19 protein-coding genes and 1 pseudogene are annotated in these 21,564 nt (G+C 63.5%); 11 read left to right on the top strand and 9 right to left on the bottom strand.

Translation table 11 applies throughout. The annotated features are described in order from the left end of the window. Positions 1 to 46: 46 nt before the first annotated feature. The 6 genes from Thiosp_RS13510 to Thiosp_RS13485 all read right to left on the bottom strand — a co-directional run bounded on the left by Thiosp_RS13510 (position 47) and on the right by Thiosp_RS13485 (position 8,091). A complete protein-coding gene (locus Thiosp_RS13510) occupies positions 47 to 3,115 on the bottom strand; it encodes an efflux RND transporter permease subunit (RefSeq protein ID WP_201068037.1) in 3,069 nt (1,022 codons plus the stop codon). Beyond that, a complete protein-coding gene (locus Thiosp_RS13505) occupies positions 3,115 to 4,242 on the bottom strand; it encodes an efflux RND transporter periplasmic adaptor subunit (protein WP_201068036.1) in 1,128 nt (375 codons plus the stop codon). Before Thiosp_RS13505 ends, Thiosp_RS13510 begins: the two co-directional genes overlap by 1 nt. A gap of 78 nt (positions 4,243 to 4,320) precedes the next feature. Next, complete coding sequence (locus Thiosp_RS13500) at positions 4,321 to 5,523, bottom strand: TolC family protein (protein ID WP_201068035.1); 1,203 nt, start codon at positions 5,521 to 5,523, stop codon at positions 4,321 to 4,323. A gap of 117 nt (positions 5,524 to 5,640) precedes the next feature. Next, positions 5,641 to 6,963, bottom strand: a complete 1,323-nt coding sequence (locus Thiosp_RS13495) for a sensor histidine kinase (RefSeq protein ID WP_201068034.1) — start codon at positions 6,961 to 6,963, stop codon at positions 5,641 to 5,643. A gap of 5 nt (positions 6,964 to 6,968) precedes the next feature. Beyond that, positions 6,969 to 7,721, bottom strand: coding sequence for a winged helix-turn-helix domain-containing protein (locus Thiosp_RS13490; RefSeq protein ID WP_201068033.1), 753 nt, complete (start codon positions 7,719 to 7,721; stop codon positions 6,969 to 6,971). 28 nt (positions 7,722 to 7,749) lie between these two features. Further along, on the bottom strand, positions 7,750 to 8,091 hold the full coding sequence (locus Thiosp_RS13485; protein WP_201068032.1) for a PepSY domain-containing protein: 342 nt from the start codon (positions 8,089 to 8,091) through the stop codon (positions 7,750 to 7,752). Between the two features lie 343 nt (positions 8,092 to 8,434). Here Thiosp_RS13485 and Thiosp_RS13480 point away from each other — a divergent pair, with 343 nt between their 5' ends. Beyond that, entirely contained in the window at positions 8,435 to 8,956 is a 522-nt protein-coding gene (locus tag Thiosp_RS13480) for an SCP2 sterol-binding domain-containing protein (RefSeq protein WP_201068031.1), read from the top strand. 61 nt (positions 8,957 to 9,017) lie between these two features. Here the strand turns inward: Thiosp_RS13480 and Thiosp_RS13475 are convergent, their stop codons facing one another. Beyond that, complete coding sequence (locus tag Thiosp_RS13475) at positions 9,018 to 9,872, bottom strand: hypothetical protein (RefSeq protein ID WP_201068030.1); 855 nt, start codon at positions 9,870 to 9,872, stop codon at positions 9,018 to 9,020. 136 nt (positions 9,873 to 10,008) lie between these two features. Here Thiosp_RS13475 and Thiosp_RS13470 point away from each other — a divergent pair, with 136 nt between their 5' ends. The 3 genes from Thiosp_RS13470 to Thiosp_RS13460 all read left to right on the top strand — a co-directional run bounded on the left by Thiosp_RS13470 (position 10,009) and on the right by Thiosp_RS13460 (position 12,319). Next, entirely contained in the window at positions 10,009 to 10,917 is a 909-nt protein-coding gene (locus Thiosp_RS13470) for a polysaccharide deacetylase family protein (RefSeq protein ID WP_201068029.1), read from the top strand. A gap of 107 nt (positions 10,918 to 11,024) precedes the next feature. Further along, the gene (locus Thiosp_RS13465; protein ID WP_201068028.1) at positions 11,025 to 11,732 is read left to right on the top strand and encodes a type 1 glutamine amidotransferase; all 708 of its coding nucleotides are present in this window, start codon (positions 11,025 to 11,027) and stop codon (positions 11,730 to 11,732) included. After that, positions 11,732 to 12,319 carry a DNA-3-methyladenine glycosylase I gene (locus Thiosp_RS13460; RefSeq protein WP_201068027.1) on the top strand — a complete coding sequence of 196 codons (588 nt, stop codon included), beginning with the start codon at positions 11,732 to 11,734 and terminating at the stop codon, positions 12,317 to 12,319. Before Thiosp_RS13465 ends, Thiosp_RS13460 begins: the two co-directional genes overlap by 1 nt. A gap of 18 nt (positions 12,320 to 12,337) precedes the next feature. Here the strand turns inward: Thiosp_RS13460 and hisI are convergent, their stop codons facing one another. Further along, a complete protein-coding gene (gene hisI, locus Thiosp_RS13455; RefSeq protein WP_201068090.1) occupies positions 12,338 to 12,736 on the bottom strand; it encodes a phosphoribosyl-AMP cyclohydrolase in 399 nt (132 codons plus the stop codon). Positions 12,737 to 12,770: 34 nt separating this feature from the next. Next, the gene (locus tag Thiosp_RS13450; RefSeq protein ID WP_201068026.1) at positions 12,771 to 14,621 is read right to left on the bottom strand and encodes a hypothetical protein; all 1,851 of its coding nucleotides are present in this window, start codon (positions 14,619 to 14,621) and stop codon (positions 12,771 to 12,773) included. Positions 14,622 to 14,818: 197 nt separating this feature from the next. On the opposite strand from Thiosp_RS13450, the gene Thiosp_RS13445 reads away from it, so the two are divergent. The 7 genes and pseudogenes from Thiosp_RS13445 (at position 14,819) to Thiosp_RS13415 (ending at position 21,560) form a co-directional block, all read left to right on the top strand. Then, entirely contained in the window at positions 14,819 to 15,700 is an 882-nt protein-coding gene (locus Thiosp_RS13445) for an SDR family NAD(P)-dependent oxidoreductase (protein ID WP_201068025.1), read from the top strand. Between the two features lie 57 nt (positions 15,701 to 15,757). Beyond that, complete coding sequence (locus tag Thiosp_RS13440) at positions 15,758 to 16,756, top strand: 2-hydroxyacid dehydrogenase (RefSeq protein ID WP_201068024.1); 999 nt, start codon at positions 15,758 to 15,760, stop codon at positions 16,754 to 16,756. A gap of 166 nt (positions 16,757 to 16,922) precedes the next feature. Further along, a pseudogene (locus tag Thiosp_RS13435) lies at positions 16,923 to 17,138 on the top strand (transposase); the annotation flags it as partial. 69 nt (positions 17,139 to 17,207) lie between these two features. Beyond that, positions 17,208 to 18,065 carry an OpcA/G6PD domain-containing protein gene (locus Thiosp_RS13430; protein WP_323697118.1) on the top strand — a complete coding sequence of 286 codons (858 nt, stop codon included), beginning with the start codon at positions 17,208 to 17,210 and terminating at the stop codon, positions 18,063 to 18,065. A 68-nt stretch (positions 18,066 to 18,133) separates the two neighbouring features. Beyond that, positions 18,134 to 20,704, top strand: coding sequence for a bifunctional diguanylate cyclase/phosphodiesterase (locus tag Thiosp_RS13425; RefSeq protein WP_201068023.1), 2,571 nt, complete (start codon positions 18,134 to 18,136; stop codon positions 20,702 to 20,704). 325 nt (positions 20,705 to 21,029) lie between these two features. Next, a complete protein-coding gene (locus tag Thiosp_RS13420) occupies positions 21,030 to 21,362 on the top strand; it encodes a LysR substrate-binding domain-containing protein (RefSeq protein ID WP_323696467.1) in 333 nt (110 codons plus the stop codon). Positions 21,363 to 21,389: 27 nt separating this feature from the next. Then, positions 21,390 to 21,560 carry a hypothetical protein gene (locus tag Thiosp_RS13415; protein ID WP_242518739.1) on the top strand — a complete coding sequence of 57 codons (171 nt, stop codon included), beginning with the start codon at positions 21,390 to 21,392 and terminating at the stop codon, positions 21,558 to 21,560. Positions 21,561 to 21,564: the final 4 nt, after the last annotated feature.

Here is a 21,564-nt window from a genome sequence, read left to right as displayed (position 1 = left end):
TTGTGCCTGTGGATTAGGGGTAGGTCGGTTTCTGGTTTTGCAACGCTCAGCGCGCCCCAAAGCGCCGATACAGCATCGGCAGTACGATCAGCGTCAGCGTGGTGGCGGACACCAGCCCGCCGATCACCACTATGGCTAGCGGGCGCTGGATCTCCGAGCCCGGGCCGCTGGCGAACAGCAGCGGTACCAGGCCGAAGGTGGCGGTGGTGGCGGTCATCAGCACCGGGCGCAGACGGCGTTTGGCGCCTTCGACCACCACTTCAGCAATGGGGCGACCAAGGGTGCGCAGTTGATTGAAATAGGTCAGCATCACCACGCCATTGAGCACGGCGATGCCGAGCAGGGCGATAAATCCGACTGAGGCCGGCACCGACATGTACTCGCCGGTGACGAAGAGTCCGACGATGCCACCGATCATGGCGAAGGGCACCATGGCCAGGATGAGCACCGCCTGCGTCACCGAGCGGAAGGTGGAAAACAGGATCAGAAAAATCAGCCCGATGGCGATGGGCACCACCAAGGCTAGGCGTGCCGCGGCGCGCTGTTGATTCTCGAACTCGCCGCCCCACTCGAGCCAGTAGCCGGTCGGCAAATCGACCTGCTCGGCAACCTTCGCCCGGGCTTCCTCGACAAAGCCGACCAGGTCGCGCCCGGAGACATTGGCGATGGCCACCGCCAGGCGATTGCCGCGCTCGCGGGTGAGTGCGACCGGGCCTTCGCCGCGCTCCATGGTGACCAGGTTGGTCAGGGATACCGCGCGGCCATCGGGCAGGGCGATGCGCAGCGCCTCTAGCCGGCTGGGGTTCTCGCGCAGCGACTCTGGGCCGCGAATCACCAGCGGCCGGCGCTTGCCCTCACCATAGACGATACTGATCGGCAGGCCCTCAATCTCGGCGCGCAGCTGCGCGGCCAAGGCGTCGATGTCGAGTCCTAAACGACCAGCCTCGAGACGGTCGATCTGGAGATTCAGATACTGGGCGCCTTCGTTGCGTGGCGTGTAGACATCCTCGGCGCCTTCGAGGCCTTGCAGCACTGCGACGATCTCCTCAGCGGTCTTGTTGAGCTGATCCTGATTGGGACCGAAGAGCTTGACGGCGAGATCGCCGCGCACACCGGTCAGCATCTCCGAAACGCGCATTTCAATCGGCTGGGTGAAAGCGTAGTCGACGCCGGGGAAGTGGTCCATCACCGCACGGATGGCGTCCATCAGTTCTTCCTTGGTGTCCATGCGCCATGCGTCCATCGGCGCGAGCACCAGAAAGCTGTCGGTCTGGTTCAAGCCCATCGGGTCCAGGCCAAGTTCGTCGGAGCCGGTGCGGGCGATGATCGCTTTCACCTCCGGCACCTCGGCGAGAATCGCCCGCTGTACGCGCTGGTCGATGGCGAGGGATTCCTTGAGGTTGATTGACGGCAGTTTTTCCAGCTGCACGATCAGATCGCCCTCGTCCATGCTCGGCATGAAGGACTTACCGACCTGGGTATAAACCACCCCGGCCCCGAGCAGCATTGCAACGGCCACGCCGATGACCGGCAGCGGGTGGCGCAGGCTCCACTCCAGCGCTGGGGTGTAGAGCGCCAGCAGCTGGCGCACCAGCCATGGTTCGCCATGCTCGGCCGGTCCAAGCAGGAAGGAGGCAAGCACCGGGATCACCGTCAGCGACAGCAGCAGGGAGCTACTGAGTGCGAAGACGATGGTCAGGGCCACTGGGACGAACAGCTTGCCCTCCAGTCCCTCGAGCGTGAGTAGAGGCAGAAAGACGATGATGATGATCAGGATGCCGGAGGCGACCGGTAGCGCTACCTCGCGGGTGGCGCGGTAGATCAGGTGCAATCTTGGCAAGCGAGCGCCGCTGCGCCCCCCGTGTGCGCCTAGTTGGGTGACGATATTCTCGACCACCACCACGGCGGCATCGACCAGCATGCCGATGGCGATGGCCAGACCGCCGAGCGACATGAGGTTGGCCGAGAGCCCGAACCGGTTCATGAGGATGAAGGTCGCGAGCGCCGCTAGCGGTAGGATTAGCGCCACCGTCAGGGCTGCGCGCAGATCGCCGAGGAAGAGCACCAAGAGCACCAGCACCAGCACGATGGCCTCAATCAGCGCCTTTGACACGGTATGCACGGCTTTGTCGACCAGCACGCCGCGGTCGTAGAAGACCTGGATCTCGACCCCATCGGGCAGCCCGGGCTTGAGCTCATCGAGCTTGGCGCGCACGCCCTGAACCAGGGTGCGGGCATTGGCGCCGCGCAGGCCGAGCACCAGGCCCTCGACCGTCTCGCCACTGCCGTCCTTGGTGACCGCGCCATAGCGGGTCAGGGCGGACAAGCGCACATCGGCCACATCGGCGACCCGAACCGGTTGGGCGTTGTCGCCGCCGACAACGATGCCGCCGAGATCCTCCAGCGTCTGGATGGCGCCCTGACTGCGCACCAGCAGGGATTCCTCGCCCTCGTCGAGCCGGCCGGCGCCGTCGTTGCGATTGTTGGCGGTCACGGCCGTCTTCAGGTCATCCATGGACACGCCACGGCTGGCCATGCGGCCATTGTCCGGCACCACCTCAAAGGTGGTCACGAAGCCGCCGAGTGCATTCACATCGGCCACCCCGGAGACCGAGCGCAACGCCGGGCGTATGGTCCAGTCGAGCAGGTCGCGCCGCTCGGCCAGGCTCAGGCCGCCGCCGTCGATGCTGAACATGAACATCTCCCCAAGCGGCGTCGTCATGGGGGCGATGCCGCCCTCGGCGCCGTCCGGCAGCTCGCTCCAGACCGCGTTCAGCCGCTCGGCCACCTGCTGGCGCGCCCAGTAGATGTCAGTGCCCTCGGCGAAGTCGATGGTGATGTCGGTGAGGCCATATTTGGCGATGGCGCGCAGCATGGTCTGGTGGGGAATGCCGAGCATCTCCACCTCGATGCGGCTGGTGATGCGCGACTCGACTTCCTCCGGCGTCATACCGGGCGCCTTGACAATGATCTTGACCTGGGTGGTGGAGACATCCGGGAATGCGTCGATGGGCGTCTGGCGCATCGCTTGCCAGCCGAGGCCGATCAGCAACGCCACTGCGAGCAGCATTAACAGTCGCTGGGTGAGCGCGAATTGAATCAGGCGCGCGAGCATTATTCGCCTCCGCTGCTTTCAGCGCCAAGCCAGATGGCTTTGAGCGCCACGGTACCGCTGATGGCGACGCGGTCGTCGGCTGTCAGTTCGCCGGTGATCAGGGCCTTGCTGTCCTGTTCGTTCAGGACAGTGACAGGCAGCGGCGCGAAGCCGCCGGGACGGGCAGCGAACAGATAGGCCTGTCCGCTTTGGCGAATCAGCGCATCTGCCGGCACCTTCCAGCCGTCGCCGTTGGCGGTGAGCTGCACCTCAGCAAACTGACCGGGCCGCAGTTGGCCGGATTTGTCGCGAATTTCAGCGCGCACCAGCACGCCCTGATCGCGCTCATGCACCATGCGGCCGATGGTGATAATTTTCCCGTCGAGGTCCATCTCCGGCAGCCAGGCACGCCCACCGATGATAAGCCCGGCCAAGTCAGTGACGGGGACATGCACTTCCAGCCACAAGGGATCGAGCCGGGCAATGCGATACAGGGGCGTGGCGGCGGCGACCGACTCGCCAGTCGCCACCATTTGCTCCAGCACCACACCGGCGAGCGGCGCGCGGATCGGCAGGGCGCTGCTCAGCTGGCGGCTCTCGCGCAGGGCGGCGATGTCGGCGTCGGACAGCCCAGCGATGGCAAGGCGCTGGCGTTGCTGCTCGGCGCTGGTGGTCAGCTCGCGATGGCGGGACTTGGTCTCAAGCAGGCGGCGCTCGGCGATCAGCCCGTCGCGCGCCAGACGCTGGTCGCGCTCAAGCTCGCTCGTGGCCAGCTCCAGGCGGGTGGTGGCCTCAAGAAAGGCGCTTTGTAGATCGACCAGCCCGGGGCTGCGCAGTTCGGCGAGCAATTGGTCCTGTTCGACCCGCTCGCCCTCGGCTACCAGCAGCGCATCGAGAATGCCGTCCTGGGGCGCGCTGACCACCCGCAGCTGCGGGTTGGGCACCGTTACCCGCGCCGGATAGCGCCGCGAGCGTGCCTCGCCGGTCGCTTCGGGTATGGCCAGCTCAATGCCGAACGCGGCACGCTGGGTGGTGCTGAGCGGGATGAGGTCGGCGGCCGCGGCGAGGCTTGGGGTGAGTAGGGCGCAGAGCAGCGCGGTCATTGCCGCGCGAAGCCATTCCCGGTGCTTTCTGGCGTTATTTTTCATATCGTCTGCAACAGTTGGAGAAAACATCATGAATATGAGAGAGCGACGCCATAAGCGCATCGACGCTTATCTGGACCCCTATTTGGGCCCCGGCACCACACCCAGCGCCTGATTCAAGCGCGCGCTGGCCCGGCCGCGCTCCAGGCGGCGCAGGGCCAAGGTCAGATCGGCTAGGCGCGCTTGCTCGCGCGCGCGCAGCAGGCGGTTCAGATCCAGCTCTCCCAGGGCAAAGGCGCGTTTGGTCAGCGCGAGCGCCCGGGCGGCGGTTTGCTGTTGACGCTCGGCGAGATTCAAGGCCGCGCCGGCGCTGTGCCAGGCCAGCTCGGCCTCGGCCAGGGTTCGCTCAACCTCCCGCCGGGCTTGGAGTTGTTCGACCTCAGCCTCGGTCAGCGAGCGCTCGGCGGCGGCCAACTCAGGTGCATGCAAGCGTTTGAGCGACCACGGCAGGCTGACTTCCAGTTGCAGAGACTCAGTGGTGTCCATGCCGCGTTGGTCACGCGCCTGTTTGACACCCAGCCCCACCACCGGCTGACCATACCGATCCCGGCGCACGCGCTCGCGCCCGGCTCGCGCTTGGGCGCTCATGGCGTCTGCACGCTGCAAAGCCGGGTGGTCCTCGGCCAACTCGCGTGTGGCGGGCGGGGTCTCGAGCAGTGGCTTGGGCAGCGCATCCTGGCCGCTTAGCGATCGGAACCCTTGCATGGCCTGGGCCAGAGCGAGTCGCGCGTCCTCGCGGTCAAGCTCGCGCGCCATGGTGTCCTGCTCCGCGAGCGCGACCTCCATGCGTGCCAACTCGCCAGCCTCGGCGCGCTGAGCAATTTCGGATTCGAGCGCCCGGGCACTGGCCAGCGCCTGCTCGGACTGTTGCAGCCGCCCCTCGGCGAGGGCGGCGGTCCAGGCCATCTCGCGCACTTGCCCGGCCATCTCCCAGCGCCGCCAGGCGGCGTCCCGGTCGGCTTGCAGGTTCATCGCTTGGGCTTGGCCGCGGCGCGCTGCCGGCTGTCCTGGCAACCACAGCGGTAGATCGACCATGGCCTCGTTCTCGAAGGCGCCGTCGTTGCTGTTGAAGCGGTCGGTGAGCGTTTTCAGTCGCAAGGCCGGGTCTTCGGCCAACAAGCTGCCGGCCTGAGCCGCTAACGCCTGGCTCTCGGCGCGCGTTGCCGCAGTGAGACGCTCTTGCTTGGACAGGGCAAGCGCCGCCGTGACGGTCTCGCCCAGAGTCGCGCCGGTCGCAGGGGCCAGCCAGACGAGGACGAGCAGCCCGGCCAGGGATCTGATCATGAAATGGGGGTGCATGTGTGGACTCATGTTGACTAGCGTATCCCGTAAAGCTGAATCCAAACTGAACATCCGCTGGCGGAGGCTGCGCGGTGCAGGCAGGTTGCCGCGGATTTCCGGTTACGCGAGTGGCAGCGACAGCTCGGCACGCAGCCCGCCGAGGGACGCGCGCCCAAGCCGAAGCTCGCCGCGATACAGGCCGGTGATCTCGCGCACGATCGACAATCCTAACCCATGACCAGCGGTGCGTTCATCAAGGCGCGAGCCACGCGCGAGAATCTCGCTCAGCGCCGGTTCGGGACAGCCCGGCCCGTCGTCCTCGACCTCGATCCGGCAGGCGCCATCGGCCACGCGAATCGCAACCCGAATCCGCTGGCGACCCCATTTGCAGGCGTTATCGAGCAGATTGCCGAGCAGCTCGAGCATGTCCTCGCGATCGAACGGGAGCGGGTCGGGATACGGCGCGGTCCAGTCGATGCGCAGCGCCTTGTCGGCATAGATTTGTCGCAGCAGACGGATCAGCGGGCCGAGCTCGGCATCCGCGTCGAACCAGGCGCCGGCGGCTGGCGCGCCGGACAAACGGGCGCGACGCAATTCGCGCTCGATCAGCGCATTGACCTTGGCCAGCTGGGCGCGCGCACCGTCGCGTTCCTGGGCCGCCGGAGCCTCGGATTCCAGCGCACGCAGCACCACCGCCAGCGGTCCCTTGAGCGCATGGGCCAGATTGCCGGCCGCCTGGCGCGAACGCTCCAGACGCGCGGTCTGGACGGCGAGCAGCCCGTTGAGTTTGCGCACTAGAGGCAGGAACTCGCGCGGCACGGCCTCGGTCAGTCGCCCGGTGGCACCGGCCTCCAGCCGATCGATGTCCTGATACAGAGGTTCGAGTCGGGCGAAGGCGCGCCTGAGTATCCAATGGTGAATCAAAAGCATACCGGCAAAGCCGAGTAGCGCGAGCAAGGCGACGGTGTGCTCGAAACCGCGCGTCTCGCGCATGATTGGACGCACGTCCTCGGCCATCGAGAGGGTGAATTCAACGTCGCCGCGCCGATAACCCGCACTCCACACCAGGAGTTCCTGGCCGTCTGGACCGGGCTGATTCCAGCTGGACTGGGTGCCGGCAGGCAACAGCGGGGGTGCCAGGCTGAAATCCCACAGGGAACGGGAGTGCCACTCAGCCCCGCTTGCTGTGCGCAGCATCTGGTAGTGGCCGGAGTAAGGGCGCTCGGTCACAGGTGGCAGATGAGTTTCGGCCACGCGCGGTTCGCCGTTATCCTCGAAGCTCAGGTGCGCGAGCAAGGTTCCGGCATCGTGCTCGAGCCGGCTTAGCACCAGCGCATCGGCGCTGCGGTGCAGGGAGGAGTGCCCTAGCCACCAGGCACCAGCGATCAGCACCAGCAGACTGAGCGACAAGCCAAGACTCAGACGGCGTTGGAGCGAGCTCATGGGGTTTAACGGGCGACCGAGTTGCGTGCCGAATCGGCGGCAGGGTGGTCGGTTGGTGCGGCAGCCGGTTCACCAGCCGGTTCACCAGTCAGCGCCCCTGTCGAGCCGAACCGATAGCCCTGTCCGCGTTGGGTGCGAATCAGCTCGGCGCCGATTTTCTCCCGCAGCCGGCGCACATAGACCTCTATCAGATTGCTGCCACGCTCGTTGTGCTGATCATAAAGATGATCCGTGAGCTGTTCCTTGCCGAGCACCTTGCCGGGGTGGGACATGAAATAGCGCAGCAGGCGAAACTCCATGCCGGTCAGCGCAACGGCGCTGCCATCGGCTAGGCTGACCTCCTGGCGGTCTTCGTCCAGGCTCAGTCCGGCGACGCGCAGGCGCTCTTGCGGTTGGCCGGCCGCGCGCCGCAACAGCGCTTGCAGGCGGGCGAGCAGTTCCTCGGTGTGAAACGGCTTGCCGAGGTAGTCGTCCGCGCCGGCCTTGAGCCCATCGACCCGCTCGTGCCAGGCGTTGCGCGCGGTCAAAACCAGCACCGGGGTGGTCAACCCGCGCTTGCGCCAGTCGCGCAGCAGGTCGAGCCCGGGCAGGCCCGGCAGGCCGAGATCGAGCACGATGATGTCATACTCCGTGAACAAGGGTGCGGGCTGCGCCTCCAGCCCGTCGTGTAATCGATCGACCGCGAAGCCGGCGCGCGCGAGCGTCTCGGCGAGCGGGCCGGCGAGGGCGTCATCGTCTTCGGCCAACAACAGGCGCATGGTCTAATACAAGACGCGGGCCGATGTGCTAATCATGCTCGCGCTCCACTTCCAATAGTCTGCCGGTGCGGGCGTCGAGTTCCAGCTCCCACAATTCGCCGTCCTCCCCGAGCATCAGTAGCTCGTAGACGGCCACACCATGATCCGGCTCCCAGTCCAACTCGGCCTCGATCAGGGTGCCGGGCTTGTGCTCGCGTGCCTGCGCGATCAGCTGCTCCAGGGGCAGGATTTCCCCCCGCTCGGTCAGGATGCGGGCGCGTTCGGCGTCTTCCGATGCCCAGGTGGCTTGAGTGGACAGCACGAGCATGGCCGCTGCCATCCAGACAGCTGCGGTGCGCTTGGGCGTTTGTTGCAGTTTGAATTGAAGCACGCGTCTCAGTCTCTGCACTGACGTGTCAGCAATGAATTCGCTTCGGCGTATTTGGCCTTAAGGCCTCGGGTCACGCCTTGCTGGCGATACCAATCTGGTCAGTCAGGGTAGCGCGTTCAGCGCGTTGCCGCCATGCGATGATGCGGTGTTTTGTTCAGCTTGCCATCAGATTGGCCTTGCCAAAGCGCTTGTCACACGGCAGCATCTGGCGTTGATGCAGCGAAGGCGCCCTGAATTTGCGTCATCGCCGCGTCAGTCGTCCGGCGCTGGCAGACAGCGTGTTGCATCGACCGGAATGCAGCGTCGCCTGCTGGCGCATCACCATTGGAGGAGTAACACGATAATGAAACAAACCAAGACTGCATCATTGATCATCGGCGGCCTGTTTGGCCTGACTGCCCTGGGGGTGGAAGCCTCCGTGTTCATGGACCAGGAGTGGGCGAAACAAGCCTGCGAAGCCTGGAACCAGAACGCGACCCTGACTGGCGAGCTTGGAGACGGTTGGATCGATAACGACGAGGGCCGAGGTTTCAAGACCATTCAAATGTATCGCACGAAATGCGGCCTCGGCAGCAAGGTGGAGTTGAAGATCGAGTCTCAGAACGGCAAGGCGACCTGCACCTATGGCGGTGCGGTGACGAATACAGACCCTGACTATGGTGCCGACTACCTGATGTACGCCAGCGATGAGGACTGGACCTGCATGGGCGAGGGCAAATCCGGCTGCGGCGCTATGGGTGCCATGATGAGCGGCAAGCTCAAGTTCAGCGGCCCCAAGATGGAGGCCATGGGAGTAATGGGCCCCTTTAACGACTTCTTGGTCTTGACCGGAACCCTTGGCGGCGACAAGGCCAGCTGCCCCTGAGGTCGCAGCCTAAACCTTTCGCCATCGACCACCGCGAGGCGCCTGGCCTTGCGGTGGCGGCTTACTCGCTGCTGAGCTCGATATGCTCGGTGCCGAGATAGTCCCGCAGGGCATCAATCACTTGTTTTAGCTGTGGGGCGATGGCATCGCTGCGCAGGGCCTCGTGCGAGATCCCCTCGCAGCGCCCGAAGACCGAATGGCGCAAGTGGTCCTCGTCGGTGATGCGCAGTTGCAGATCATCGAGAATGCGCGCGAACTCTCCGCGGGTAGGCGCAGCTTTGAGCGCGCTAAACAGATCAATCAGGGCGCCGAGCACCGGCGCGGCGTCGGAGCCGAGGCCGAAATCCCGTGGGCGGAAGTCGATACGCCGCTCCGAGACGCGGCTGATCCAGACGCGAAAGCAATAGCGCTTGAGTGAATGATACAGCGGCTCGTCGCTGATTAAAAACAGCAGCAGATTGGCCGGTTTGGCATAAAAGGGCGCATCATTGATGGTCCAGCGCCGCTCCTTGACCAAGCGGTGAATGCGGATGTGCTCGCGAAAATCCGCCGCCTGGAGCTGATCGAGAATCAGCACGGCTTTTTCTGCTTCGCTGAGCGCGCAGGCTTTGCTGGCAATGTCATCGAGCGGATCAATCGGCGACTCCTCGCGGCCAAGCTCATCGCGGCTCGGTGGCAAAATGATCTCGGGCGGCGGCGGGTTCTGCTCGGTGAAGTCGTAGTAGAGCACATGCGGAAATTCAAGCGCCTGGGCAAGCGCATGGGCAAAGGCAGTCTTGCGCCTGTCGCTGTCGCCCTCAATGCTCAGGGTGCGAATGTGTCGGGCCGGTTCTTCGAGCAGGCAGCGGACTTGGAATTCGTAGTCGTCGTTGGACTCGAAGCCGTTGTCCGTCATCGCCTGGCGCAGTTTTGACATCCGGCGGCTCCTGTTGGCTGAAGTGCGCGACGCAATGGCGCTCTTTTATGAATGTTCTGAACTCTGGCGTCAACGGCTTTGTTGCATGCCGCCGGCCCAAAACACGCGGAAATCCCCTATGGTTCAGGTATAACGGATGCGCATCGGGCTTAAGGTTGACGTTGATACCCTGCGCGGCACGCTGGAAGGGGTGCCAAATCTGTTGCGGCTGTTTGAGCGCTTCGAGGTGCGGGCGACTTTTCTGTTCAGCCTCGGGCCGGACAATACCGGCCGTGCGCTGCGACGGATTTTTCAACCGGGCTTTTTGGCCAATCTGCAGCGTCCGTCCGTCGTGCGTCACTATGGGATGCGCACCCTGTTGAACGGCACGCTGCTGCCTGCGCCGGACATCGGCCGGCGCGGTGCCAAGATGATGCGCGAGGTTCGCGCGGCGGGCCATGAGGTCGGTATTCACGGCTATGACCATGTGCGCTGGCAAGACTTGGTCGCTCGCCGCGACCGCGCCTGGACCCGTGCCGAACTGACGCTGGCGAGCGAGGCCTTTCAGCGCATTTTCGCCGAGCCCGCGCGGGTGCATGGCGCCGCCGGTTGGCAGATAAACGACCAGCTACCCGCGCTGGAAGCCCAGCTCGGTTTCCACTATGCCAGCGACACCCGCGGGCACTGCCCTTTTCTGCCAGTTATTGATGGTGCAAAGGCGGCCTGTGCACAACTGCCAACCACTCTGCCCACACTCGAAGAAATCATGGGCCAGCCCGACGTGCAGGACTATGAGCTGCATCAGGTGCTGTATCAATGCGCCAGCGAGCTGTCGCCCACCGGTCATGTGCTGACAGTGCACGCCGAGCTCGAGGGCATGAAGCTGCAACCCGTGCTTGAACGCCTGCTGATCATGTGGCAAAGCGCCGGCGATGATGTCGTCCCATTGCGCGATATTGCCAACAGCCTCGACCTGACCCGTTTGCCACGCCACCGCATCGCGTGGGGCAAGGTGCCGGGGCGCTCCGGCCAGCTCGCGCTCCAGGGAGCGGCGGTTAGAGGATGAATTGGTTTGAGCTGAACTGGACTGGACTGGACTGGTGAAAAAGAGATGGTCGCTCGGCTGAAAAAATTCTCGGCTCGGCGTGTTCCTGCTCTATAAGGAGAACAACCATGAGACTACATGTGCTGCAACATGTCCCTTTTGAAGGCCCGGCCATGATTGCTGATTGGGCCGCGGATCGCGGGCATGGGATTGCCGTGAGCCACCTGTATGCGGGCGACCCGCCGCCGCTGCTGGATGAATTCGACGCCCTGGTGGTGATGGGCGGCCCGATGGGGGTGCATGACGAGGCGGAGCACAGCTGGCTGCGGGCGGAGAAAGCTTGCATCGAGAATGCCATCGCGGCCGGCCTCCCCATGGTTGGCGTCTGCCTTGGCGCGCAGTTGATCGCGCAGGTGCTCGGCGCGCGAGTCAGCCGCAATGCCGAGCGCGAAATTGGCTGGTTCCCCATTGAACTGACCGCCGAAGCGCTGGCTGATTCCGCCTGCGCCGGTCTGCCGCCGCGGCTTGATGCCTTTCATTGGCATGGCGATCGCTTCGACATCCCGGATGGCGCCCTGCATCTGGCGCGCAGCGAGGCGTGCGAGCAGCAGGGCTTTCTCTATCAGGGGCGGGTGCTGGGGCTGCAATGCCATCTGGAATCCACTCCCAGCAGCGTCGCCGCCTTGTGCCAGCATTGTGCCGATGAACTCAGCCCCGGTGCCTATGTCCAGACAGCGGCGCAGATGACCGCCGCGCCTGGGACAGTCTTCGCGGGCATCCATGCCGCGCTCGAGCGCTTGCTTGATGCTGCCATTGACCAGGGCGCCAAGACCTGATGATGACAGCGCCTTCGCGCTGCGGCTGGTGCGGTACCGATCCGCTCTATACCGCCTATCACGACCAGGAATGGGGCGTGCCCGAGCATAAGGAGCAGCGGCTGTTCGAGTTCCTGCTGCTTGAGGGCGCCCAGGCCGGCCTGAGCTGGATCACCATTCTGCGCAAGCGCGAGGGTTACCGGGAGGCCTTTGCCGAGTTCGACCCCGAGCGCATCGCGCGCTTCGGCGACCAAGACATCGCACGCCTGCTGTCCAATCCCGCCATCGTGCGCAATCGGCGCAAGATCGAAGCCGCCATCGGCAATGCGCGCGCCCTGGTGCGGCTTTGGGAAGCCGGCGATACCCTGCATGACCGCCTGTGGCAGCATGTCGATGGCCAGCCGCGACAAAACCATTGGCAAAGCCTTGAGCAGGTGCCCGCCAGCACGGCGGAGTCAGACGCCATGAGCCGTGATCTGCGCGCGCTCGGGTTCAAATTCGTCGGCCCGACCATCTGCTATGCACTGATGCAAGCGGTCGGGTTGGTCAACGACCACCTAGTCGACTGTTTTCGCCATGCTGAGCTCTATCAGGATGCGACAGGTTGACGCATTGGCCAGCCGGTATCACGACCCGTAGACCTCAACGGGATCAAACACTTGCACGCCCACATCGATCAGATCGCCGTTCTCGATCTGTCGGAAAAAGCAACTGCGCTTGCCGGTGTGGCAGGCCGCGCCACCGCGCTGCTCGACTTTCAGCAGGATGGCATCCCCGTCGCAATCAATGTAGAGCCCGCGAAGCTTTTGCGTGTTGCCACTCTCCTCACCCTTATGCCAAAGCTTTTGTCGCGAGCGGCTCCAGTACACCGCCTCGCCCAGCTCGAGGGTCCGCGCCAAGGATTCCTCGTTCATGTTGGCCACCATCAGGATCTCGCCGCTATCGGCATCCTGGGCAATGGCGGTAATAAGTCCATTCCCCTTAGAGAAATCCACGGCCTGCTTGATTTTGTCTGTCAGTTTCATCGTATTGGTCTGCTGTGCCGCCAAAATCTCTGGTTCAGGCCTGAAGCTGATGCACGCCAATATGCGTCAGCGGAATCTCCCAGCCCTGGGTGTTGCAGGTATCGATGAGAATGCGCTGGATGGCGGCCTCGATAATCGGGGTGGCAGCTGCCGCGTCGCCGCTCAGATCGAGGTGGACCAGATACTCCAGCGACGAGGCGCTGGCCTGGGCGAACAAAACATCAATAGCTTTGATGCTGTGGGCGTTGCTGCCGTGCTTGCTGGTGCCTTCGCTTACCTCGTTGGCGAGGGCCGTGGCCAGTTCCTGCTCCAAGGCTTCGCGCATCCGTGCCGGTACCTCGGTGGTGGCGATGGCCTGGTGGCGGTAGTCGATGCCAAAGCGAGTAGTGACGCGGAAACCCTGCGAGAGTTTGCGCGGGTTAAGCGCAACAAACCCATCGGTCGGGTAGGGCACCTCGGCGCCGCCGGGTTCCCTCACAATGACGTTGGCGGGACTTTGGTGGATGACCTGGCCTAAGCGACCATCGGCTAGCTCGACCCAATCGCCAGTCTGCGTGGGGAACCAAGGCTCCTCGTCACCGGGCGGACGTGAGATATGCCCGACCAGGTGCTTGACCGGCATTTGTTGCACGCCGCCGTCGAGCAGCGGATTAACCAGCCGGGCGGTGAAGGCAAGGGATTCCACCCGATAGGGCAGGCCGTTGAAGACCAGCCGCTCGCCCTCGCGCACCGGGCCGATATTGAGGATGAGCTTCACCGTCTCGATCTGGCTGGGCAGGGTGTTGATGCTGGCCCAGCCGATGCCGATCAGGAAGATCAGAATAATGCCGAGCATGAACCAGTCGCCAGCCATGTTGAACACGATCAGCATGGCAACCAGCCCGCCGAGCACGCTGAAGACGTGCAGCAGCAGGGTGGTCAGGCGGGTGCTGAAGCGGCTCTCCGCCGTCGGCGAGACCCGGCGCAGCGCTGTGGCCAGCCAGCGCACGCCAATAAACACCGCTGCGAAGGCGGCGATGGCGATGACCAGATTCAGCCCCCGGGTGCGCACGAAGCGCTTGGCATACCCCGTGGTTTCCTCCAGCACCGAGTCCCGCTCCGCCAGGCGCTTATTCAGCTGCAATTCCAGCGCGGCGTAACGGTTGCCCGCGTCGGTGGCTGTGCGCTCCCAGTCGACGAGCCGCTCCTGCAAACGCGCTTGCAGGGCCGGGATTGGGTCTTCAGCAAGCAGGGTCTGGAGTCTTTCAGTGGCCTCGGTTGCGAGCCTCTTGCGCTCCTCGACTTCATTCATTTGCGCGCGCAACTCGCCAATGGCGCGCGACTCCTTGGTCGCATTCTCAATCTCGGCGATGATCGGCTTGAGCAGCTTGCTCAGCTCATCCTGCCAGTTGAAAGGCTTTTCTTCCTCATCGATGAAGGGGCGCAGATCGATATTGACCGCAAATTTCTCAAACTGCAGGCGCTGTTCTTCAAACTCCGCCTTGAGCTCGCGTAACCGCTCGGTCAGCTCCTGCTGGGTCACACTGTCCTCGGCGGCGATCAGCTGCTGCTGCGCCTCACGCACCTGCGCCTCCTTGCTGGCCAGCGCGCGGTCAAGCGCTTCAAGGGAGCGCAGTTCGCTGGTCAGCGGGGCGTCGGTCGCGGACGCCAGCGGGCCATCAGCCGTCGGTTCGAGCTGGTCAGCAGATGGGGCCGATGCTGCAGTCGCGTCCGACGCGGCTTGCTCGGAATCCCCTTCAATCGATATGTCAATCGACTTGTCCGTGGGCGGTGTGGCAGCGGAATCGCTCGGCGATTCAGCCGCGGCTGGGCCGCAAAAGAGCGTCAGACAGAACGCAAAAAAGAGCGCCAGCATCGGCTGGTATCGGAAACAAATGTCAGGCATCGTTAGGATTCCAAAAAACTGCGGATGGCGTGACGGCCAATGCGGGCCAATGCCGGCCAATATCAAATAGCGCGCCGGGCAATGCAAGGCGCCAGAGTTGCAGGTTAAATGCTTGTTCTGCTGTTTTGCAATCTTAGCTCGGTCTGAGCGAGCGAGATCGGATATGCTCAAGCGGCCGAAACCTCGGAGAGAGATCATTGAACAACGACAACTGCTCGGCGCTGGTGACAGGCGCGAACTCGGGCTTGGGCAAGGCGGTCGCCGCGGCCTTAGCGGCTGAAGGAATGCGGGTTGGAATCGTGGCGCGCGATGCGGCACGGGGCGAGGCGGCTTGCGAGGAAATCCGCCAGCAAACAGGCAACCCGCGGGTGCAACTTTACGTTGCAGACCTCGCCTCCCAGAGCGATGTGCGCGCCCTAGCCGCCGCCGTGCTCAAGGACTTCGAGCAGCTCCAGCTGTTGATCAACAATGCCGGTACCGCGTTTCCGCAGCGCCGCTTGAGCCCTGAAGGTATCGAATGCGCGCTGGCCGTCAACCATCTCGCGCCGTTCCTATTGACGTCGTTGCTCTTGGAGCGGCTCAAGCGCAGCGCCCCGGCTCGCATCATCAATGTCGGTACGCGCATGGACACCGCGATGGACTTCAGCGACCTGAATTGGGAACGCCGGCGCTACAGCATGATGAAGGCCTACGGCCAGTCCAAGCTCGGCATGTTGCATTCCACCGTTGAGCTGGCCCGGCGGCTCGAAGGGACAGGGGTGACGGTCAACTGTGTCTTTCCCGGCGTGTTTAAGTCCAACCTCGGTGGCACAGATGGGGCGCAAGGGTTGTTTTGGAAAGCCATTGCGCTGTTTCTCGGCTGGGCACTGCCCAAGCCCGAGCAAGCCGCTCGGCGGGTGCTTCGCGCAGCGCGGGACCCGGAACTCGCGGACATGAATGGCCGCTATTTCGATGGCCAAAAGCCCCTCAAGCTTCCGCAGCAGGTGCGCGATCTGGAAGCCAACCGCCGCGCCTGGCAACTCAGCGAGGCGATGACCGGTTTGGTCTCGGGCCAACAGCCGCCAGCAAAGCCCCGGTGACGCGAAGTCCCGCGGCCGGGTAGCATAGGGTTTTCGGCGACGACGGCGGGTTAGGCGATGTCAGAGGTTTCAGAGCAAGATGGCAATGTGCCGGCGTTCAGCGGGGTGTTGCTGGATGTTGCCACCATCGATCAGGGCGATCTTGATCTGTCCGCGTTGGAACGGGTGTGCGGGCATTGGCGGCACTATCCGCACAGCAAACCGGCCGAGGTGCTGGAGCGGATCGGGCATGCGCAGATTGCGGTGACCAACAAGGTCGTATTCGACCGCCCGGTCCTGGAGCGTGTTAGCGACTTGCGGCTGATTTGCATCGCCGCCACCGGCACCAACAATGTCGATCTGGACGCGGCCCGTGAGCGGGGCATCGCGGTGGCCAATGTGGTGCGCTATGCCACCCCGTCGGTGGTGCAGCATGTCTTCGCCCTGATTCTGGCCCTGACGACTCGCCTGCCAGACTACCAGCGTGCAGTCGCCAGTGGCGCCTGGCAGCAGCATGAGCGCTTCTGCCTGATGGATTTTCCAATCCGTGAGCTGGCCGGACGTACTCTGGGCATTGTCGGCTACGGCGAGCTCGGGCAGGCGGTGGCGCGGGTGGCCGAGGCCTTTGGCATGCAGGTGCTAATTGCCCAGCGCCCAGGTGGCGCACCCGCCGAAGGCCGTTTGCCGCTTGAGACACTCTTACCCCTGGTGGATGTGCTGAGCCTGCATTGCCCGCTGACTGATGCAACCCGAGGTCTGATCGGAGCGCGCGAGCTCGGCCTGATGCGCTCTGATGCCTTGCTGATCAATACCGCGCGCGGCGGCATCGTCGATGAGCAAGCCCTGGCCAACGCCCTGCGTGCCGGGACCATCGGCGGCGCCGGCGTCGATGTACTGAGCGCCGAGCCACCGCGCCAGGGCAATCCGCTGCTGGCGCCGGACATCCCCAATCTGATCGTGACTCCGCATATCGCCTGGGCCAGCCGCGAGGCGCGCCAGCGGGTGATCGAGGAGATCGCGGCCAACATCCAGGCCTTTCTCGCTGGGCAGGTCCGTCATCGGGTGGAGATCGGCTAAGCGTCGGCTGCCTGAGATTCTGGAAGACGCCGACAATGGACTGAGCGAGCGCTTTCGCGCCGAGCTCCATGGATTGCTCGAGGAACTGCGTCACCTCGATGGACGCGCGACCCATTACGATGCCCACATCAAAACTGTCGCCGACACCAGCGAGCCGGCCCAGCTGTTGATGAGCATTCCCGGTATCGGCCCGCTGGTGGCCACCGTCTTGCTCGCCACCCTGGGCGATCAGTGGGGGCTGTTTAACAATGGCCGGGCGCTGGCGGCCTGGCTTGGGCTGGTGCCGCGACAGCATTCCACCGGCGGCAAACCGCGACTCCTTGGCATCAGCAAGCGTGGCGATGTCTATCTGCGCCAGCTGCTGATCCATGGCGCTCGCGCACCTGATCTGAACCTGATTGAGGACGGCGAGGTACGCGAATTCCATCAGGGCACGCGGATCACTTCGATAATGATTCCGCTGAAGATGCCGGATATATGGCCGCAACGTTTCCTTCTACCAAATCAGCGATTTTCCTCTTGCATCGCGGGGCAGACTATATGTGGTACCTTTGATTTCAGAATCATACCCTCCAGCTGCTGTCGCTGGTGGCGATGGAGCCGCCCTCTGGTGGCTCAGACCCAGACCGCCAGCGCTCACCGGGCCAGTGTTCGATGCCTTTGCCCCATGGCCAACCAGATTATTTACGACAGCATCGGCTGGGCGGACCCGCCGCGTGGCGTGCTGGCGATGACCCAATGGTCGAAGAACAATCGCACCGTGATCTTCAACCTGGCTTGGCGCCGCCTGAAACCCTGGCGGCGGATTCTGTCCCAAAGCCTGGCCCCGAGCGTGGTCCCCGGCGCGCTCCAGCGTATCGATTCGATCGAGCTGCACCACGGGCCCCACGCGCTGCCGCTGGCATGGCTACTCCTCGGCTGGCTGGCTTCACGCCTCGACTGGAAGCCGCAAAAGGGCGTAGCCACAGGCAAGCAGCTGGTCTGGCAGTTCGCGTCGTCCAGTGGGCCAATCCGGATCGAGGTGCATCGCCGTGACGAGGGGCGACCGAACATCGACCGAATGCGGATCGCCTGGCGGAGCGGCGATGGTCAGCCGGGCAGCCATGCGGACTATCGGCACGAAGGCCACCACATCCGCTACTGCCCGGGAGACGCCGAATTGTGGCCGTCGTCGATACCCACGGTCGAGCAGCGCCTTGAGCAGATGGTCGCGGCCCAGCTCGCACACCGCGCCGGCGATGCCCTCTTCACCGCGTCGATTGCCTTCTCCGAAGCCATGGCGAAGGTCTTTAAATCGGACAGCGTATGAACGACTCCCCAATGACAGAGATACTCCGGCATTAAAGCCCTCTGTTTATCATGGAAATGGCTCGAATAATGGAAACGAACGAGCGTCGGCAGTTTGAATCCGCCTTAGCCGCGACGGCGAATTTCGTCTCAGCCCCGAACCGCGGGCGCTTCTGCGAAGCCGTCGTCCGCCATGCCGCCGAGACACTGGGGCTCGACCATGTCCACGTCGCCCGACTGATTCCGGGGCAACCGCGTGTCGCGACCCAGGCCGCCTGGCGGGACGGACAGCCGATTCCAAACTGGTCCTACGATCTCGCCTTCACCCCGTGCGAGCAGGTGTTGAGCACGAGGCGCTGCATCATCGAATCCGAAGTCGACGTCAAGTTTCCCAAGGACCTTGATTTGAAGCGGCTCGGTGCCAAGGGCTACATCGGCGAGCCCATCCTCGACTCAGCGGGCGAGGTGCTGGGCCTCATCGTCGGGATGACCCGGGTGCCGCTGAGCGACAGCGATCTGGTCCATGCCAACCTGCGCATCCTTGCGGCGCGCGCGGGCGCTGAGTTCGAGCAGCGCGGGGCCATGGAAAGGCTGCGCCAGGAGCGCGACACCATCCACAACATCCTGCAGACGGTCGAGGCCATCATCGTCGCTCTGGATCGCGAAGGCCGCGTCACCTTGATCAACCGCAAGGGCCGCGAGTTGCTGGGCTATCGTGAAGCGGATCTGATCGGCCAGGACTGGTTCTCGATCTGCCTCCCCCACGACATCAATGTGGCTGAAATCCGCGATATCCATCGCAAGGTCTTGAGCGGAGAGTTGACGGGCTCGGAATATGTCGAGAACCCGGTTCGGACTCGCTCGGGCGAGGAACGCTTGATCGCCTGGCACAACAACAGCATCCGGGATGCCGAGGGGCAGGTGATCGGCAGTCTCAGCGCCGGCGAGGATATCACCGAGAGCCGCCGGGCGGAGCTCCAGCTTGCCGACAGCGAGGCCCGAGCCAATAGCATCCTGCGCGCTGCGCCCGTGGGCATCGGCGTAGTGGTCAACCGTCGCTTCATCGAAGTTAACGACACCCTGCTGCGCATGACGGGTTACAGCCAGGACGAGTTGATCGGCAAGTCCTCCCGCATACTCTATCCGTCCGACGCGGAATTCGAGTCTGTCGGGCACGAGAAATATCTCCAGATCCAGGAGCAAGGTATCGGCTCCGTGGAAACCCGCTGGCGGTGTAAGGATGGATCACTGCTCAACATCATCCTGTCCTCGTCGCCGATCGACTCAAAGAATCTCGACAAGGGCGTGACCTTCACAGCCCAGGACATTACCGCACGCAAGAAGCACGAGGAGCAGATTCGCAACCTTGCCTACTACGACCCGCTGACAGAGCTTCCCAACCGACGCTTGCTGTTCGATCGGCTGGGTCACGCACTGATGACCAGTCATCGCAGCCGCCAATATGGCGCCTTGATGATGCTCGACCTGGATCGTTTCAAAGCCATCAACGATACCCTAGGCCATGATGTCGGCGACCGACTGCTGATCGAAGCCGCGCAACGCATGGCGGCGAGCCTGCGCGAAGGCGACACCATCAGTCGTCTGGGAGGTGACGAATATGTCGTGCTTCTGGAAGATCTGGGAACGGATGAGCAGGCGGCGGCCAACATGACCGAGATGGCCGCAGAAAAGGTGCGGGTCGCGCTCAACGCACCTTACGCGCTCACCTCCGCCAAGCCGGCCTATTACTGCACGCCCAGCATCGGGCTGACCCTCTTTTACGGCCACGACATTTCGATTGAAGTGCTGCTTAAGCAAGCGGACGTGGCGCTTTATCAGGCCAAGGACGCGGGGCGCAATACGGCACGTTTCTTTAACCCTGCCATGCAGAAGACCATTGAGTCGCGCATGGCACTGGAAACCGCGCTGCGCCAGGCGCTGCTCAAGGGAGAATTGCAGCTCTACTATCAGCCGCAGTTCGACCAGAATGGCTGCTGTTTTGGCGCCGAAGCCCTATTGCGGTGGCACCGACCGGATCATGGCCTGGTCTCGCCGCTTGAGTTCATTCCGCTGGCCGAGGAGACCGGGCTCATCCTGCCGATTGGCCAATGGGTCATGGATACGGCTTGCGCTCAGATCAAAGCCTGGGAGTCCGATGAACACACCCGCCGTCTGAGCATGGCGGTCAATGTCAGCGCCCGCCAATTCCATCAGCCCGATTTCGTCGCGCAGACCCAGGCCAGCCTGGAGGTATCCGGAGCCAGCCCGCGACGGCTCAAGTTGGAGTTGACCGAAAGCGTGGTGCTGGAGAACGCCGAGGAAGTCGTCAGCCGAATGGAACAGCTCAAGGCACTGGGCGTGAGCTTCTCGATGGACGACTTCGGCACCGGATATTCCTCGCTCTCCTATCTCAAACGGCTGCCGCTGGATCAGTTGAAGATCGACAAGTCGTTTGTGCGCGATATCGCTACAGATCCCAGCGACGCCGCCATCGTCCGGGCTATCCTCGCCATGAGTCAGTCCCTCGGGCTGGAGGTCATCGCCGAGGGGGTGGAGACCGAGGAGCAGCGTATGTTCCTGCGCGACAACGGCTGTCATGTCTTTCAGGGGTACCTGCTTGGGAGACCCAAGCCGATCGATGAATGGGGGCACTGCGGTTAGGTCGTACCTGCCTGAAAAGCCGCACGTTACGGCCAACGCTTTACCCTGTTCGAGTCCGCGCGTTCTCGGGTATCTGTGGTCGTAGATGCAGAATGGACCTTGCAATTGTGAACAGCGGCTGTGGCCTCACCGCCAAATGCTTAATTGTCCTAAAAGTTATAACTATCTAATTCTAAATTCCTTCTAAGTTCTTTTTCGGCTCGTTAGCATGTGTTTGCACCGACGCCATCGACCGAAGCGTCGCCTCATCCTCCCCGCCAAGGAGGATGGGCGCGCCGCTGGCCCACCGCAAACGACGAGCACGAACCCATGTACCAATATAACGATGATGATCAACGACTCCTGGACGAGCGGGTCGCTGAGTTTCGCGACCACCCACACCCCCAGGCCCGCTATGCCCTGCCATCGGTGGAATCGCTGTGTCGCTGCACCGACTGGACATCCGATCCTGGAGGTGCAAGCGCTGACGCTGGAGGAGATCGCGCGTTGGCCGATCGTGACCTATGACCCCGCCTTCACCGGGCGAGCGCAGATCGATCACGCCTTCTCGACCTGCGGCGTCGAACCCAACGTCGTTTTGAGTGCGGTCGATTCCGATGTCATCAAGACCTATGTCGGCATGGGGCTCGGGATCGGCATCCTGGCCAGCATGGCCTAAGATCCAGCCCTGGACCCGGGGCTCGGTATGCGCGATCCGTCTCACCTGTTCGATGCCAGCATGACACGCCTCGGCATTCGGCGGCACGCCTGGCTGCGCGGCTATATCTTTAGCTTTATCGAGCTGTTCGCACCCTTGCTGACGCGCAAGGCCGTGGACCGCGCGATGGCCGGCGGTGGCAACGATTTTGCGATCTGAAACA

The organism is Thiorhodovibrio litoralis (genome assembly GCF_033954455.1).
Lineage (GTDB): Bacteria > Pseudomonadota > Gammaproteobacteria > Chromatiales > Chromatiaceae > Thiorhodovibrio > Thiorhodovibrio litoralis.
Note: the sequence above shows the minus strand (reverse complement) of the source record. Positions and strands in the feature narration are given on the sequence as shown.